General features: G+C 60.9%; 14 protein-coding genes. 12 read left to right on the plus strand and 2 right to left on the minus strand.

Annotation, left to right across the window (positions count from 1 at the left end; translation table 11 throughout):
• Positions 1–10: 10 nt before the first annotated feature.
• A complete protein-coding gene (gene rnz / locus R0140_RS07385; RefSeq protein ID WP_032736061.1) occupies positions 11–931 on the minus strand; it encodes a ribonuclease Z in 921 nt (306 codons plus the stop codon).
• Between the two features lie 57 nt (positions 932–988).
• Between rnz and R0140_RS07390 the strand changes: the two genes are divergently transcribed.
• The 7 genes from R0140_RS07390 to menE all read left to right on the plus strand — a co-directional run bounded on the left by R0140_RS07390 (position 989) and on the right by menE (position 8,593).
• A complete protein-coding gene (locus tag R0140_RS07390; RefSeq protein WP_032730853.1) occupies positions 989–1,450 on the plus strand; it encodes a GNAT family N-acetyltransferase in 462 nt (153 codons plus the stop codon).
• Positions 1,451–1,585: 135 nt separating this feature from the next.
• Positions 1,586–2,875, plus strand: a complete 1,290-nt coding sequence (menF, locus tag R0140_RS07395; RefSeq protein ID WP_032740180.1) for an isochorismate synthase MenF — start codon at positions 1,586–1,588, stop codon at positions 2,873–2,875.
• Positions 2,876–2,957: 82 nt separating this feature from the next.
• Positions 2,958–4,628 (plus strand): 2-succinyl-5-enolpyruvyl-6-hydroxy-3-cyclohexene-1-carboxylic-acid synthase, encoded by a 1,671-nt coding sequence (menD, locus tag R0140_RS07400; RefSeq protein ID WP_032740179.1) that lies wholly within the window; start codon positions 2,958–2,960, stop codon positions 4,626–4,628.
• A complete protein-coding gene (menH, locus tag R0140_RS07405) occupies positions 4,625–5,383 on the plus strand; it encodes a 2-succinyl-6-hydroxy-2,4-cyclohexadiene-1-carboxylate synthase (protein ID WP_110196982.1) in 759 nt (252 codons plus the stop codon). Before menD ends, menH begins: the two co-directional genes overlap by 4 nt.
• A gap of 14 nt (positions 5,384–5,397) precedes the next feature.
• Positions 5,398–6,255, plus strand: coding sequence for a 1,4-dihydroxy-2-naphthoyl-CoA synthase (menB, locus tag R0140_RS07410; protein WP_008803957.1), 858 nt, complete (start codon positions 5,398–5,400; stop codon positions 6,253–6,255).
• Positions 6,255–7,220, plus strand: coding sequence for an o-succinylbenzoate synthase (gene menC / locus R0140_RS07415; protein WP_317703965.1), 966 nt, complete (start codon positions 6,255–6,257; stop codon positions 7,218–7,220). Before menB ends, menC begins: the two co-directional genes overlap by 1 nt.
• A complete protein-coding gene (gene menE / locus R0140_RS07420) occupies positions 7,217–8,593 on the plus strand; it encodes an o-succinylbenzoate--CoA ligase (protein ID WP_032740174.1) in 1,377 nt (458 codons plus the stop codon). The genes menC and menE overlap by 4 nt, the downstream gene beginning before the upstream one ends.
• Positions 8,594–8,648: 55 nt before the next feature.
• Here menE and nudI read toward each other — a convergent pair whose 3' ends face one another.
• A complete protein-coding gene (nudI, locus tag R0140_RS07425; RefSeq protein ID WP_032740172.1) occupies positions 8,649–9,074 on the minus strand; it encodes a nucleoside triphosphatase NudI in 426 nt (141 codons plus the stop codon).
• A 137-nt stretch (positions 9,075–9,211) separates the two neighbouring features.
• Between nudI and R0140_RS07430 the strand changes: the two genes are divergently transcribed.
• From R0140_RS07430 to rhmD, 5 genes are all read left to right on the plus strand, one after another.
• Positions 9,212–10,141: an Rpn family recombination-promoting nuclease/putative transposase gene (locus R0140_RS07430; RefSeq protein ID WP_032733383.1), complete on the plus strand. Its 930-nt coding sequence runs from the start codon at positions 9,212–9,214 to the stop codon at positions 10,139–10,141.
• Between the two features lie 274 nt (positions 10,142–10,415).
• Positions 10,416–10,958, plus strand: coding sequence for a YfaZ family outer membrane protein (locus tag R0140_RS07435; protein ID WP_004201712.1), 543 nt, complete (start codon positions 10,416–10,418; stop codon positions 10,956–10,958).
• Positions 10,959–11,060: 102 nt separating this feature from the next.
• Positions 11,061–12,257, plus strand: a complete 1,197-nt coding sequence (locus R0140_RS07440) for a nicotinamide mononucleotide deamidase-related protein YfaY (protein ID WP_008803962.1) — start codon at positions 11,061–11,063, stop codon at positions 12,255–12,257.
• Between the two features lie 204 nt (positions 12,258–12,461).
• The gene (locus R0140_RS07445) at positions 12,462–13,241 is read left to right on the plus strand and encodes an IclR family transcriptional regulator (RefSeq protein ID WP_023323050.1); all 780 of its coding nucleotides are present in this window, start codon (positions 12,462–12,464) and stop codon (positions 13,239–13,241) included.
• A 16-nt stretch (positions 13,242–13,257) separates the two neighbouring features.
• Positions 13,258–14,463 carry an L-rhamnonate dehydratase gene (rhmD, locus tag R0140_RS07450; RefSeq protein ID WP_016161581.1) on the plus strand — a complete coding sequence of 402 codons (1,206 nt, stop codon included), beginning with the start codon at positions 13,258–13,260 and terminating at the stop codon, positions 14,461–14,463.
• Positions 14,464–14,479 lie beyond the last annotated feature (16 nt).

Consider the following 14,479-nt stretch of genomic DNA (forward strand, 5'->3'; position numbering starts at 1 on the left):
TGCCCGGATTTTACGCCATCTTGTAGACCATAAAGTCTTCCGCCAATAGCGTATTGGCGAAAATCTCCCGGCATTCCGCCAGCATCTTCAGGCAGCCTTCGGCATCGTAGCGCGAGCTAAAGTGGGTAGCGATTAGCATGCCGACCCCCGCTTCTTTGGCAAGCGCCGCGGTCTGCTGACTGGAAGAGTGGCCACGGCTATTGGCTTTCTCCGCCATCGCCTGCTCAAGGGTGGTTTCGTGGACCATCACATCCGCGCCGCGCGCCATCTCCAGCGCCTGCGGGCAGGGGGCGGTATCGCCGAAGATGGCCAGCGTTTTACCCGGCGTCGCTGGCCCCAGATAGCGGCTGCCGTCAATGACCCGGCCATCTTCCAGCTCAACGCGCTGGCCGAGCTTGAGTTGATGGAACAGCGGCCCCGGACGCACGCCATCGGCAATCAGTTGGGCGGCGTCGAGGGTGCCGGGCTTGTCATGCTGCTCAATGCGATACCCGTAGCACTCCACCGGATGGCTGAGCGGGTACGCGGTGACCCGATAGCCCTCTTCGTCGAACACCAGACCAGGGCCGACTTCGATGATGGTGAGCGGATAGTCGGTCCACGAACCGCTCAGACGCAGCGCGGTCTCAACAAACTCTTTGAGCCCTTTTGGCCCGTAGAGGGTGAGGGGTAGAGAGTTCCCCTGCATCGAGCGGCTGCACAGCAGGCCGGGCAGGCCGAACAGGTGGTCGCCGTGCAGGTGAGTGATGAAAATTTTATTCAGTTTGCCGGGGTGATAGGGCGTGCGAAGAAACTGATGCTGGGTCCCTTCACCGCAGTCAAACAACCACATTTCGGCGCGGGTCGGCTGTTGCAAATTCAGTATTATCGACGTCATATTACGCGTGCGGGTCGGCACCCCGGCGGATGTCCCCAAAAAAGTTAATTCCATCGTCCAGTGTCCTCAGGGCGAGTCGCAAAGTATCAGTATATCAATAAGGAGCTACAGATGATGACCTGGCAGGATCTCCACCATAGTGAACTCACCGTTCCCCAGCTGTATGCGCTGCTGAAATTGCGCAGTGAAGTTTTTGTCGTGGAGCAGCAGTGCGCCTATCAGGATGTCGACGGCGATGATTTGGTCGGTGAAAATCGCCATCTGCTCGGCTGGCGCGATGGCGAACTGCTGGCCTACGCGCGGATCCTCAAAAGCGAAGAGGAGTTTGCGCCGGTGGTGATTGGCCGGGTTATCGTTAGCCCCGCCGCCCGCGGTGAGAAGCTCGGCTATCAGCTGATGGAGCAGGCGCTGGCCAGTTGTCAGCAGTACTGGCCGCAAAAGGCAATTTACCTCGGGGCGCAGGCGCACCTGCAATCCTTTTACGCCCACTTCGGTTTTACGCCGGTGACCGAGGTCTATGATGAGGATGGCATCCCCCACATTGGCATGGCGCGAGAAAAGCGCGCTATCTGACCCCTCTGCACCCTCGTCCACACGCTGCTTTGGCCCGGCGAGCGGGTAAGATAAAACCCGCTCCCTCGTCATGGGTACTGCTATTCCGCCGTCGAACCCCTTATAATGTGGGGTTTTACTACCGTGGAGGTTTGCGTGCTGTCTGTTTCCACTGCGCTGGCCCGTTTGCAAGACGGCCTGGGTGAGTCTTTTCCAGACTCGCCCGGCACGCGAATTATCGATATTGCCTTTCCGCTGAATGATGCCTTCGATCCGCTACTATGGTGCGGCCAGCAGGCGCAATGGCCGCAGTTTTACTGGCAGCAGCGCAATGGCGATGAGGAACTGGCGACGCTGGGGGCGGTAAAAACCTTTCCCTCGCTCGACGCGGCCAACCGCTTTTTACGCCAGACCGGGCGGCAGAATCTGCGCATCGGCGGCCTGAACGCGTTTGAACCGCAGCAGGGCAGCCTGGTGCTGCCGCGTCTGGAGTGGCGCCGGTGCGGCGGCAGGGCCGTGCTGCGGCTGGTGCTGCATAGTGATATCTCCCTGCGTGAGGATGCCGCGACGGCCCGCGCGTTTCTCGCCAGTCTGACCACCACTCAGGCGACCCCTGGCGCTATCCCGCCGCTACTGAGCGAGCGCCACTCATCCGACTATTCTCAATGGCAGGCAATGATTGCGCGGGCGACTAAGGCGATTAGCGCCGGTGAAATGGATAAAGTGGTACTGGCGCGGGCAACCGACCTGCAGTTTGCCGCGCCGCTGGACGCCGTGAGCATCATGGCGGCCAGCCGCCGCAGCAATCTTAACTGTTTTCATTTCCTGATGGCGTTTAATGCCCGGCAGGCATTTTTCGGCTCCACGCCGGAACGGCTGTGGCGCCGGCGCGGCGCGCTGCTGCGCACCGAAGCGCTGGCGGGGACCGTCGCGAACCATCAGGAAGACGCGAAGGCGCAGCAACTGGCCGACTGGTTGATGAAAGACGACAAAAACCAGCGGGAAAATATGCTGGTGGTGGAAGATATTTGCCAGCGTCTGCAGAGTGAGGCCTCGGCGCTGGACGTCCTGCCGCCGCAGGTGGTGAGGCTGCGTAAGGTGCAGCATCTCAGGCGCTGCATCTGGACTGAGCTGGCGGCGCCTGACGACAGCCGCTGTCTGCTGCAGCTGCAGCCCACCGCCGCAGTGGCCGGCCTGCCGCGTCGGGCGGCGCTGGCATTCATTCAGCGCCATGAACCCTTTGCCCGCGAATGGTATGCCGGGTCCGCCGGCTATCTGTCGCTGGCGCAAAGCGAGTTTTGCGTGGCGCTGCGTTCGGCGAAAGTGGACCACGACACCCTGCGGTTGTATGCCGGAGCGGGGATCGTCAGCGGCTCCGATGCGCAGCAGGAGTGGCAGGAGATTGACAACAAAGCGGCCGGGCTGCGCTCGCTGCTGTGTCCATAAGGCGGGAATGACGATGCATATCAAAACGTCGTCACTTTGCCTTATCTATACTTAGCATCAATATTTGATACCGGACAATTTCATGTCAGTAAGCGCATTTAACCGACGCTGGGCGGCGGTGATCCTGGAAGCTTTAACGCGCCATGGCGTGCAGCATATCTGCATCGCGCCGGGTTCGCGCTCGACACCCTTAACCCTGGCGGCGGCGGAAAACCGCGCCTTTATCCATCATACCCATTTCGACGAACGCGGCCTCGGCCACCTGGCGCTCGGCCTGGCGAAGGCCAGCCGGCAGCCGGTGGCGGTGATAGTCACCTCCGGGACCGCCACCGCAAACCTCTATCCGGCGCTGATTGAGGCGGGCCTCACCGGCGAAAAGCTGATCCTGTTGACCGCCGACCGTCCACCGGAGCTGATCGACTGCGGCGCGAACCAGGCGATCCGCCAGCCCGGAATGTTTGCCTCCCATCCGTCGCAGACGATTTCTCTGCCGCGTCCCTCGCAGGATATTCCTGCCCGCTGGCTGGTCTCAACCATCGACCAGGCGCTGGGGGCGCTGCACGCCGGCGGGGTGCATATCAACTGTCCGTTCGCCGAACCGCTGTATGGCGATATGGATGAGACCGGCGTGGAGTGGCAGCAGCAGCTCGGCAACTGGTGGCAGAGCGATAAACCCTGGCTGCGTCAGGCGCTGCAGTTAGAGAGCGAGAAGCAGCGCGACTGGTTCTTCTGGCGGCAAAAACGCGGCGTCGTCGTGGCGGGGAGAATGAGCGCCGCGGAAGGGAAAAAAGTGGCTGAGTGGGCGCAAACTCTCGGCTGGCCGCTGATCGGCGATGTCCTGTCGCAGACCGGGCAGCCGCTGCCGTGCGCCGACCTGTGGCTGGGCAACGGTAAAGCGGTCAGCGAACTGGCGCAGGCGCAGATCGTGGTGCAGCTCGGCAGCAGCCTGACCGGCAAACGCGTCCTCCAGTGGCAGGCGACCTGTGAGCCGGATGAATACTGGCTGGTGGATAATCTGCCAGGCCGCCTCGACCCGGCGCAGCACCGCGGCCGCCGTCTGCTCGCCAGCGTTGAGCGCTGGCTTGAGCTGCATCCGGCGGAAAAACGCCAGCCGTGGGCGACGGTGATCCCGCAGCTGGCCGGGCAGGCGTGGCAGGCCGCGGTCGCCAGCAATGAGCCTTTTGGCGAAGCGCAGCTGGCGCAGCGCATTCGGCGCTATCTGCCGGAGCAGGGGCAACTGTTTGTCGGTAACAGTCTGGTGGTGCGCCTGATCGACGCCCTGGCGCAGCTACCGGCCGGGTATCCGGTTTACAGCAACCGCGGCGCCAGCGGGATTGATGGTTTAATCGCCACCGCCGCCGGCGTGCAGCGCGCCAGTGCGCGGCCGACGCTGGCGATCGTCGGCGATCTGTCGGCCTTATACGATCTTAACTCGCTGGCCCTGCTGCGCCAGGCGTCGGCGCCGCTGGTGCTGATCGTGGTAAATAACAACGGCGGACAGATTTTCTCTATGCTGCCGACACCGCAGGACGAGCGCCGCCAGTTCTATTTAATGCCGCAGGACGTGGATTTCAGCCACGCGGCGGCGATGTTCGGCCTGGCCTATTATCGTCCCGATGACTGGCAGTCGCTGGATGAGGCGCTGGCGGGTGCCTGGCGCAGGGCGGGGGCGACGGTGATTGAGCTGGCGGTCAACGAGACTGACGGCACGCAGACTCTCCAGCAGCTGCTGGCGCAGGTAAGCCGCCTGTGACCCTCAGCGCCGCGGTCGACAACGGCCAGTCAGGTTATCCCTGGCTGGTGTTTCTGCACGGGTTTTCCGGCGACCGCGACGAGTGGCGTGAAGTGGGCGACGCTTTTCCCGCCTGGCCGCGTCTATATCTCGATCTGCCGGGCCACGGCGGCTCCGCGGATATCGCGGTGCAGGACTTTGCCGGGGTCAATACTCTGCTGCTGGCTACGCTTAATAGTTACAACATCCTTAACTACTGGCTGATTGGCTACTCACTGGGCGGCCGGGTGGCGATGAACTTCGCCTGTCAGCCGCGTGCGGGCCTGCGCGGCCTGATCGTTGAAGGCGGCCATCCTGGCCTGCAGGATGCAGAAGCGCGGCAGGCGCGGCGCAGCAATGACCGCGCCTGGGCAGAACGTTTTCGCCGCGAGCCGTTGGCGCAGGTCTTTGCCGACTGGTATCAGCAGCCGGTTTTTGCCTCACTGGATGCCGCGCAGCGCGAGTCATTGGTTGCCCTACGTCGCCGCAATAACGGCGCCACGCTGGCGGCGATGCTGCAGGCAACCTCCCTTGCCGGGCAGGCCGATCTGCGCGCGCCTCTGCAGGCGCGCGATATTCCTTTTCACTACCTGTGCGGCGAACGCGACGCGAAGTTTCGCGCCATCGCGCAAGTGCTCGCTGCCGATACCCATATCATTCACCATGCCGGACACAACGCGCACCGGGACAACCCCGCCGCGGTGATTGCTTGTCTGGCGCAGATTCTGGCAAGTTAACTGAAGGACATTCTATGATCTCTCTTGATGAAGCAATGCTCTATGCCCCTGTGGAATGGCACGATTGTTCCGAAGGCTATACCGATATTCGCTATCACAAATCGGCCGACGGCATTGCCAAAATCACTATCAACCGCCCACAGGTACGCAACGCCTTCCGCCCGCTGACCGTCAAAGAGATGATTCAGGCGCTGGCGGATGCCCGCTATGACGACAATATCGGGGTGATTGTCCTGACCGGTGAAGGTGAGAAAGCCTTCTGCGCCGGCGGCGACCAGAAAGTTCGCGGCGACTACGGCGGCTATCAGGACGACTCCGGCGTTCACCACCTTAACGTGCTCGACTTCCAGCGCCAGATCCGCACCTGCCCGAAACCGGTGGTGGCGATGGTAGCCGGCTACTCTATCGGCGGCGGCCACGTGCTGCACATGATGTGCGATCTGACCATCGCGGCGGACAATGCCATCTTCGGCCAGACCGGGCCAAAAGTCGGCTCCTTTGATGGCGGCTGGGGCGCCTCCTATATGGCGCGTATCGTCGGGCAGAAAAAAGCGCGCGAAATCTGGTTCCTGTGCCGTCAGTATGACGCCCAGCAGGCGCTGGACATGGGGCTGGTGAATACCGTAGTTCCGCTGGCGGAGCTGGAAAAAGAGACCGTGCGCTGGTGCCGTGAAATGCTGCAAAACAGCCCAATGGCGCTGCGCTGCCTGAAAGCGGCGCTGAACGCCGACTGCGACGGCCAGGCCGGTCTGCAGGAGCTGGCGGGCAACGCCACCATGCTGTTCTACATGACGGAAGAAGGGCAGGAAGGCCGCAATGCCTTCAACCAGAAACGTCAGCCGGACTTCAGCAAATTTAAACGGAATCCATAATGCGCGTTTCGCAGGTTTACCGCTGGCAGATCCCGATGGACGCGGGCGTGGTTCTGCGCGAACGGCGGTTAAAAACCCGCGACGGGCTGTTCATCCGCCTGCAGGAGGATGAACGCGAAGGCTGGGGGGAAATTTCTCCCCTGCCGGGATTCAGTGACGAGACGCTGGAAGAGGCGCAAACGGCGCTGCTGGCGTGGGCGCAGGCCTGGCGCGACGGCGCGGAACCGCCGCTTCCCACACTGCCTTCTGTCGCTTTTGGTATTAGCTGCGCGCAGGCGGAGCTTTACGGCGAACTACCGCAGGCCGCGGATTATCGCGCAGCGCCGCTCTGTTCCGGCGATCCGGATGAGCTGTTCGCCAAACTGGCGGCGATGCCCGGCGAGAAAGTCGCTAAGGTGAAAGTGGGTCTGTGGGAGGCGGTCCGCGACGGCATGGTGGTTAATCTGCTACTGGAAGCCATCCCCGATCTCCAGCTGCGGCTGGATGCCAACCGGGCGTGGACGCCGCTTAAAGCGCAGCAGTTCGCCAAATACGTCAATCCCGCATATCGCCAGCGCATTGCGTTTCTTGAGGAACCCTGCAAAACGCGGGAGGACTCGCGGGCCTTTAGCTGCGAGACGGGGATCGCTATCGCCTGGGATGAAAGCCTGCGCGAGGCGGATTTCCGCTTTGTCGCGGAGCCCGGCGTGCGCGCGGTGGTGATCAAACCGACGCTGACCGGCAGTGTGCAAAAGGTTCAGCAACAGGTCGCCGCGGCACACGCCCTGGGGCTGAGCGCGGTGATTAGCTCGTCAATCGAGTCCAGCCTCGGGTTAACCCAGCTGGCGCGGGTTGCCGCCTGGCTGACGCCGCAGACCATCCCCGGACTCGATACGCTGGCGCTGATGAGCGCCCAACTGGTACGGCCGTGGCCGGAAAGTACGCTGCCGATGATCAACATTGATGCGCTGGAGCCGCTGCTGTGATGTTTTCCGACTGGCCATGGCGCCACTGGCGCCAGTTACGCGGTGAGGCGCAGGCGTTACGCCTGAACGATCGGCTGCTGACCTGGCGTGAGCTATGCGCGCGGGTTGACGCGCTGGCGGCCGGCTTTGCCGCGCAGGGCGTTATGGAAGGTCATGGCGTGGCGCTCCGGGCCTACAACCAGCCGGAGACGCTACTCGCCTGGCTGGCATTGCTGCAGTGCGGGGCGCGGGTGTTGCCGCTGAATCCGCAGCTGCCAGAGGTGTTGCTGCAGGAACTGCTGCCTGCGTTAAACGTCCAGCATCAGCTGGTGCTGAATGGTGCTGCGCTGCCGGGGGATTTACCGGCGTTAACTCTGCAGGCGGCCGAAGGCGTCCATGCCGTTTGCTGGCATGGCGAACGGCTGGTGTCGATGACGTTAACCTCCGGCTCAACCGGCCTGCCGAAAGCGGCGGTACATAGCGCCAGCGCCCATCTGGCCAGCGCCGCTGGCGTGCTGGCGCTGATGCCGTTTGCCGCAGAAGACGACTGGCTACTGTCGCTGCCGTTGTTTCATGTCTCCGGGCAGGGGATCATCTGGCGCTGGCTGCTGGCCGGCGCGCGAATGACGGTGCGCGACAAGCAACCGCTGGCGCAGATGCTGCAGGGCTGTACCCATGCTTCGCTGGTGCCGACTCAGCTGTGGCGCCTGCTGAATGATGATGCTGCGCATTCCCTCAAGGCGGTGCTGCTCGGCGGCGCAGCGATCCCGGTCGAATTGACTGAGCGTGCACTCGCGCAGGGAATACGCAGTTTCTGCGGCTACGGCCTCACCGAGTTCGCTTCCACGGTCTGTGCCAAAGCGGCCGACGGCGCGGCGGATGTGGGCGAACCGCTGCCGGGGCGGGAGGTGAAAATTGTCGCCGGCGAGATCTGGCTGCGGGCGTCGAGTATGGCGGCGGGTTACTGGCGCGACGGTCAGTTATTGCCATTAACCAATGATGAAGGCTGGTTTGCGACACGCGATCGCGGGGAATTACACAATGGTCGGCTGACGGTTGTTGGGCGACTGGATAATCTTTTTTTTAGCGGCGGCGAAGGTATTCAACCGGAAGAGGTCGAGCGCGTGATACTCGCATATCCAGCGGTACAACAGGTGTTTATTGTACCGCTGGATGATGTCGAATATGGTCAACGCCCGGTCGCGGTGGTGGAATGCGATGACGGCTGCGAGTTGAGCGCGCTGGCGACATGGAGCGCTGAGCGGTTAGCGCGCTTCCAGCAGCCAGTGCGTTGGCTACGGCTGCCGGACACGTTAAAGAACGGTGGGATTAAGATTTCCCGTCAGGCGCTGCGCGAATGGGCCAGACAGCAGACGTATGCGACCGTATCGTAGCCACCCGCCATATCCCGCGGCATAACGCCGGGTGGGTTGAACGTGGTATGCTGGACTAAAGTAGCCCTTTCTGGCTGAGCGTAACGCGGGTGGCGGCATTGAGATCGTAGTTTTTGAGATCTTCTGCTTTGACCCAGGCGTAATCGTCAAACTCCTCGTTGATCGTCACGTCGCGATTGGCGCTGACGCAGTCGAAGACCAGGTAGATCATATAGATCGTTTCCTGCCGACCATCCGGGTAAGTTTTGACGCGGGTATCATCGCGAAAGCTCCACGGCGCGATATGGGTAAGGATGAGTTTTTCGCCAAGCTCTTCGCGTATTTCCCGCCGCAGCGCCTCTTCAATACGCTCCCCTGGCTCCACGCCGCCGCCGGATAAGGCCCATTGCCCGGGGAAAACCCCGCGGTCGGCGGCCATTTTGCAGAGCAGATAATGGCCTTCATTCTGGATAAGCGGGCAAACAATCGTCCTTTGACGCACGGTTTTTCTCCTTCAGAGGGATGGGGCGGTATGCCGATGAAATAGTTTGCGAGCCGCCTCGGTAAACCGCAAGCGAAATGCGGCCCTGGTCCTGTTGGGTGTTAAGTTAGGTGAAAATAATCGCATGGAGTTTCGCCATGGACAGGGCGCCCCATTCCCCGCATGACGCCGTATTTAAACACCTGTTGTCGCACCGGGCGACGGCAAAGGACTTCCTTGACATTCATCTCCCCGGACCGCTGCGCGCGTTATGCAACCTGAATACGCTGCAACTGGAATCCGGGAGCTTTATTGACGATGAGCTACGAGCGAGTCATTCCGATATCCTTTACTCGCTGCAAACGCAGGCGGGGGAGGGCTATATCTATCTGTTGATTGAGCACCAAAGCTCGGCGGACCGCCATATGGCCTTTCGCCTGATGCGCTATGCCATCGCCGCGATGCAACGTCATCTGGATAAGGGGCATACGCAGCTGCCGCTGGTTATCCCCCTGCTGTTTTATCATGGCCGCGTTTCGCCCTGGCCGTACCCGATGTGCTGGCTGGCAGGCTTTGCCGATCCGGACGTTGCGCGGCGGATCTATGGTGATGATTTTCCCTTAATCGATATCACCACCACCCCGGATGATGAAATCATGCGCCACCGGCGCGTGGCGATGCTGGAGCTGCTGCAGAAGCATATCCGCCAGCGCGACATGATGGACCTGCACGAGCAGCTGGTCAGCCTGTTAGCACTGGGATACACTAGCCGCAGGCAGCTAAAGACGCTGTTGCACTATTTATTACAGGCAGGAAACGCCGCCGATCCGGTCGCTTTTTTGCGCCATCTTGCGCAAAGCGTTCCCCGGCGGTCGCACAAGGAGACGCTCATGAATATTGCCCAGTTTCTGGAACAACGCGGCCATCAGCAAGGGTTAAAGCAAGGTCTGCAACAAGGTCTGGAGCAAGGTGAGCAGCAGACCGCGGAGCGTATTGCCCGGGCGATGCTCGCTAACGGGCTTGACCTGTCGCTGGTGGCGAAACTGACCGGCCTCGCCCCGGAATGTCTGGCCCGGCTGCAGCATTAATTATTCCCTTACCCACCCGCGCCGCGCCGATCGTGCGGCGTCAGTTCTCTGTTTTCGTCAATGTGTCAGCGTTAATCATAATAAACATGAATATTCATGGCGCTGAACGGGCGGTTCGTTATTCCGACAACGCCCGATGCCATAAAAAAACGCAACTGGTTACACTCTTGTGAAAATTCATTTCGCCAGGTCATTGATTCCTGACGGGTGCGCAGTAGAATTTTCAGGTTTTTTCGGGACTTCTTTGATTTTAATTTTCTGGATAGAGTAAATAATGAAAAAAAGCATTTTTATGGCGCTTGCTGGCGTCATGCTGGTTTCTTCCGCGGCCCATGCGATCAGCGTTACCGGTGAAGCAGGCGAGCATTACACCAATCTTGGCGTCGGGTTTGGCACGGAGTCTACCGGCCTGGCCGTTTCCGGTAACTGGCTGCATAGCGATAACGACGGCGACGCCGCGGGTTTAGGCCTGGGGCTCAATATTCCGCTGGGGCCGTTCCTCGCGACCGTGGGCGGTAAAGGCGTATACACCAACCCGAAACAGGGCGATGAAGGTTATGCGGCAGCGGTCGGCGGCGGCCTGCAGTGGAAAATCGGCGACAGCTTCCGCCTGTACGGCGACTACTACTACTCGCCGGATTCCCTCTCCAGCGGCATTGACAGCTATCAGGAAGCTAATGTCGGCGCCAGCTGGACCATCATGCGTCCGCTCAGCATCCAGGCAGGCTATCGCTATCTGAACCTGGCGGGTAAAGATGGCAACCGCGATAACACCATCGCCGACGGCCCGTACATCGGCGCCAGCGCCAGCTTCTAATCTCCTCCGGCGCGGTATCTTCTTGCCGCGCCAGATTTTCCTCCTCGTCAGCATCCCGCTTTGCGTTATAGTATTTGCCACCTGGCAGGCAAGGAGTGAGCAATGTTGAATGTGGAAATGCTGTCCACTGGCGATGAAGTGTTGCATGGTCAAATCGTTGATACCAATGCGGCATGGCTGGCGGATTTCTTTTTTAATCAGGGGTTACCGTTAACGCGCCGCCATACCGTTGGCGACGATCTTGATGCGCTGGTGGCGATTCTGCGCGAACGCAGCGAACAGGCGGATGTGCTGATCGTTAACGGCGGCCTTGGGCCGACCAGCGACGATCTGAGCGCGCTGGCCGCCGCCACCGCGAAAGGCGAAGGGCTTATTTTGCATCCGGAGTGGCTGGAAACCATGACCCGTTTCTTTGCCGAGCGCGGCCGGCCGATGGCGGAAAGTAACCGCAAGCAGGCGGAAATCCCCGCCAGCGCCGAGATGATCAATAACCCGGTCGGCACGGCCTGTGGCTTTGCCGTTCAGCTCAACCGCTGCCTGATGTTTTTCACCCCCGGTGTACCTTCTGAATTTAAGGTGATGGTCGAGCAGGAGATTTTACCGCGTCTGCGTCAGCGCTTTACGCTGCCGGAACCGCCGGTATGCCTGCGTTTGACCACCTTTGGCCGCTCGGAGAGCGAGCTGGCGCAAAGCCTCAATCCGCTGACGTTACCGCCTGGCGTGGTGATGGGTTACCGTTCGTCGATGCCGATTATCGAACTCAAGCTAACCGGACCGGCTGACCAGCGCGACGCCATGCTGGCCCTGTGGCCGGAAGTCCGCAAGGTGGCTGGCGACAGTCTGATTTTCGAAGGCACGGAAGGGTTACCGGCGCAGATTGCGCGCTGCCTGCAGGAGCGGCAGCTGAGCCTGACGCTCAGCGAGCAGTTTACCGGCGGCCTGCTGGCGCTGCAGCTGTCCCGCGCCGGCGCGCCGCTGCTGGCCAGCGAAGTGGTTCCGGCACAGGAGGAGACGCTGGCGCAGGCGGCTCGCTGGGCGGCCGAGCGGCGAATAAACCATTTTGCCGGCCTGGCCCTGGCGGTGAGCGGCCAGGAGAACGATCATCTTAACGTGGCCCTGGCCACCCCGGACGGCACCTTCGCGCTGCGCGTGAAGTTCAGCGTCACCCGCCACAGCCTGGCGGTACGCCAGGAAGTCTGCGCCATGATGGCATTAAACATGCTGCGTCGCTGGCTGAATGGTCAACCGCTGGCCAGCGAACATGGCTGGATTAACGTGGTGGATTCCCTCTCGCTGTAAGTCGTTTCCCCGGCGCGCGGGCTTCTCCCGGGCGCCGGTTGTCCAGCCTGTTGTACTCTCCTGAAAAAATTCTGTGCGTTAAGTCGCAATAATCTGCAGCGGATGGTCCAGCATACGGGAAAACGATTGCCCCGCGATATCGCTCACACTTTACCGCCCGCACAATCGCAACACTGATTCCAGTATTCAGGATTGGAGTCCAGTATGTTGGAATCAACAAAAGTCCCGGCGCTGACCCGCGCGATTGAGATCCTCAATTTAATCAGCCGGATTGGTCCCTGCAGCGCAGCCACCATCATTGCCGAACTGGGGATCCCGAAAAGCACGGTTTATCTGCTGCTGGGCGAGCTAAAAAAGCAGCGCTTCATCAGTATGGATAATCAGGATAACTACTGCCTGTGGACCAAGCTGGTGGAGCTGGCCGGGCAGGCGCTGAGCAAAATGGATCTGCGCGAGCTGGCGCGTCCGCGCCTCACCCGACTGATGGATGAGTGCGGCCTGCTTTGTCATCTGGGCATCATCGATCAGGGTAACGCCTACTACATTCTTAAAATTGAGTCTCCCGCCACCATTAGCGTGCGTTCGCACGAAGGCAAGAGCCTGTCGCTTTATCGCTCCGGGATCGGCAAATGTTTGCTGGCCTGGCAGCCCGCCAGCGTTCAGGCGTCGATTATCGACGACCTGCAGTGGGAGCGGGCCACGCCAACGACCATCACCGATGCTCAACAGCTGCGGGAAGAGCTGGGGCGGATCCGCGCCCGAGGCTGGAGCTTTGATAATGGCGAGGACTATCCGGATGTGCGCTGTGTCGCCGCGCCGGTGTTTAACGCCAATAACGACCTGACCGCCGCCATCTCGGTGGTGGGCACCCGTCTGCAAATCAATGAAGACAATCGCGATTATCTGGCCGGTAAGGCGATTGCCTGCGCGAAAGATATTTCCCGTCTGCTGGGGTGGAAAAGCCCCTTCGAACAACTCGCCTGATCATAAGGAGAACATCATGACCCTACCGAAAATTAAACATGTCCGCGCCTGGTTTATTGGCGGCGCGACGGCAGAGCAGGGCGCCGGCGGTGGCGATTACCACGACCAGGGGGCTAACCACTGGATTGACGATCATATCGCCACCCCGATGAGCAAATATAAAGAGTATGAGCAGTCCCGGCAGTCGTTTGGCATCAACGTGCTGGGGACGCTGATTGTGGAAGTGGAAGCCGACAACGGACAGACCGGCTTTGCGGTGTCGACGGCCGGGGAGATGGGCTGCTTTATCGTGGAAAAACATCTCAACCGCTTTATCGAAGGCAAATGCGTCAGCGATATCAAACTGATCCATGACCAGATGCTTAACGCCACCCTTTACTACGCGGGATCCGGCGGCCTGGTGATGAATACCCTCTCCTGTGTCGACCTGGCGCTGTGGGATCTGTTCGGGAAAGTGGTTGGCCTGCCGGTCTACAAACTGCTGGGCGGGGCAGTGCGCGACGAAATCCAGTTCTATGCCACCGGCGCGCGTCCGGACCTGGCGCAGGAGATGGGCTTTATCGGCGGTAAAATGCCTACCCACTGGGGGCCGCACGATGGCGACGCCGGGATCCGCAAAGACGTCGCCATGGTGGCTGACATGCGTGAAAAATGCGGCCCGGATTTCTGGTTAATGCTGGACTGCTGGATGAGTCAGGACGTTAACTATGCCACCAAACTTGCCCATGCCTGTGCCCCTTATAACCTCAAGTGGATCGAAGAGTGCCTGCCGCCGCAGCAGTATGAAGGCTATCGCGAGCTGAAGCGCCAGGCGCCGGCCGGGATGATGGTGACCAGCGGCGAGCACCACGGCACACTGCAGTCCTTCCGCACCCTGTCGGAAACCGGCATCGATATTATGCAGCCCGACGTCGGCTGGTGCGGCGGCTTAACCACCCTGGTGGAGATCGCGGCCATCGCCAAAGCGCGCGGGCAGCTGGTGGTGCCCCACGGCTCGTCGGTTTACTCCCATCATGCGGTGATCACCTTCACCAACACGCCGTTCAGCGAGTTTCTGATGACCAGCCCGGACTGCGCCACGCTGCGTCCGCAGTTCGACCCGATCCTGCTCGGCGAGCCGGTGCCGGAGAGAGGGCGCATTCATAAATCGGTCCTGGATAAACCCGGCTTTGGCGTCGAGCTCAATCGCGACTGCAACCTGAAGCGTCCTTATCAACACTGATTGCGTCGGGCTGCCC

It is taken from the genome of Klebsiella sp. w6, from assembly GCF_033100215.1.
Taxonomy (GTDB): domain Bacteria; phylum Pseudomonadota; class Gammaproteobacteria; order Enterobacterales; family Enterobacteriaceae; genus Klebsiella; species Klebsiella variicola.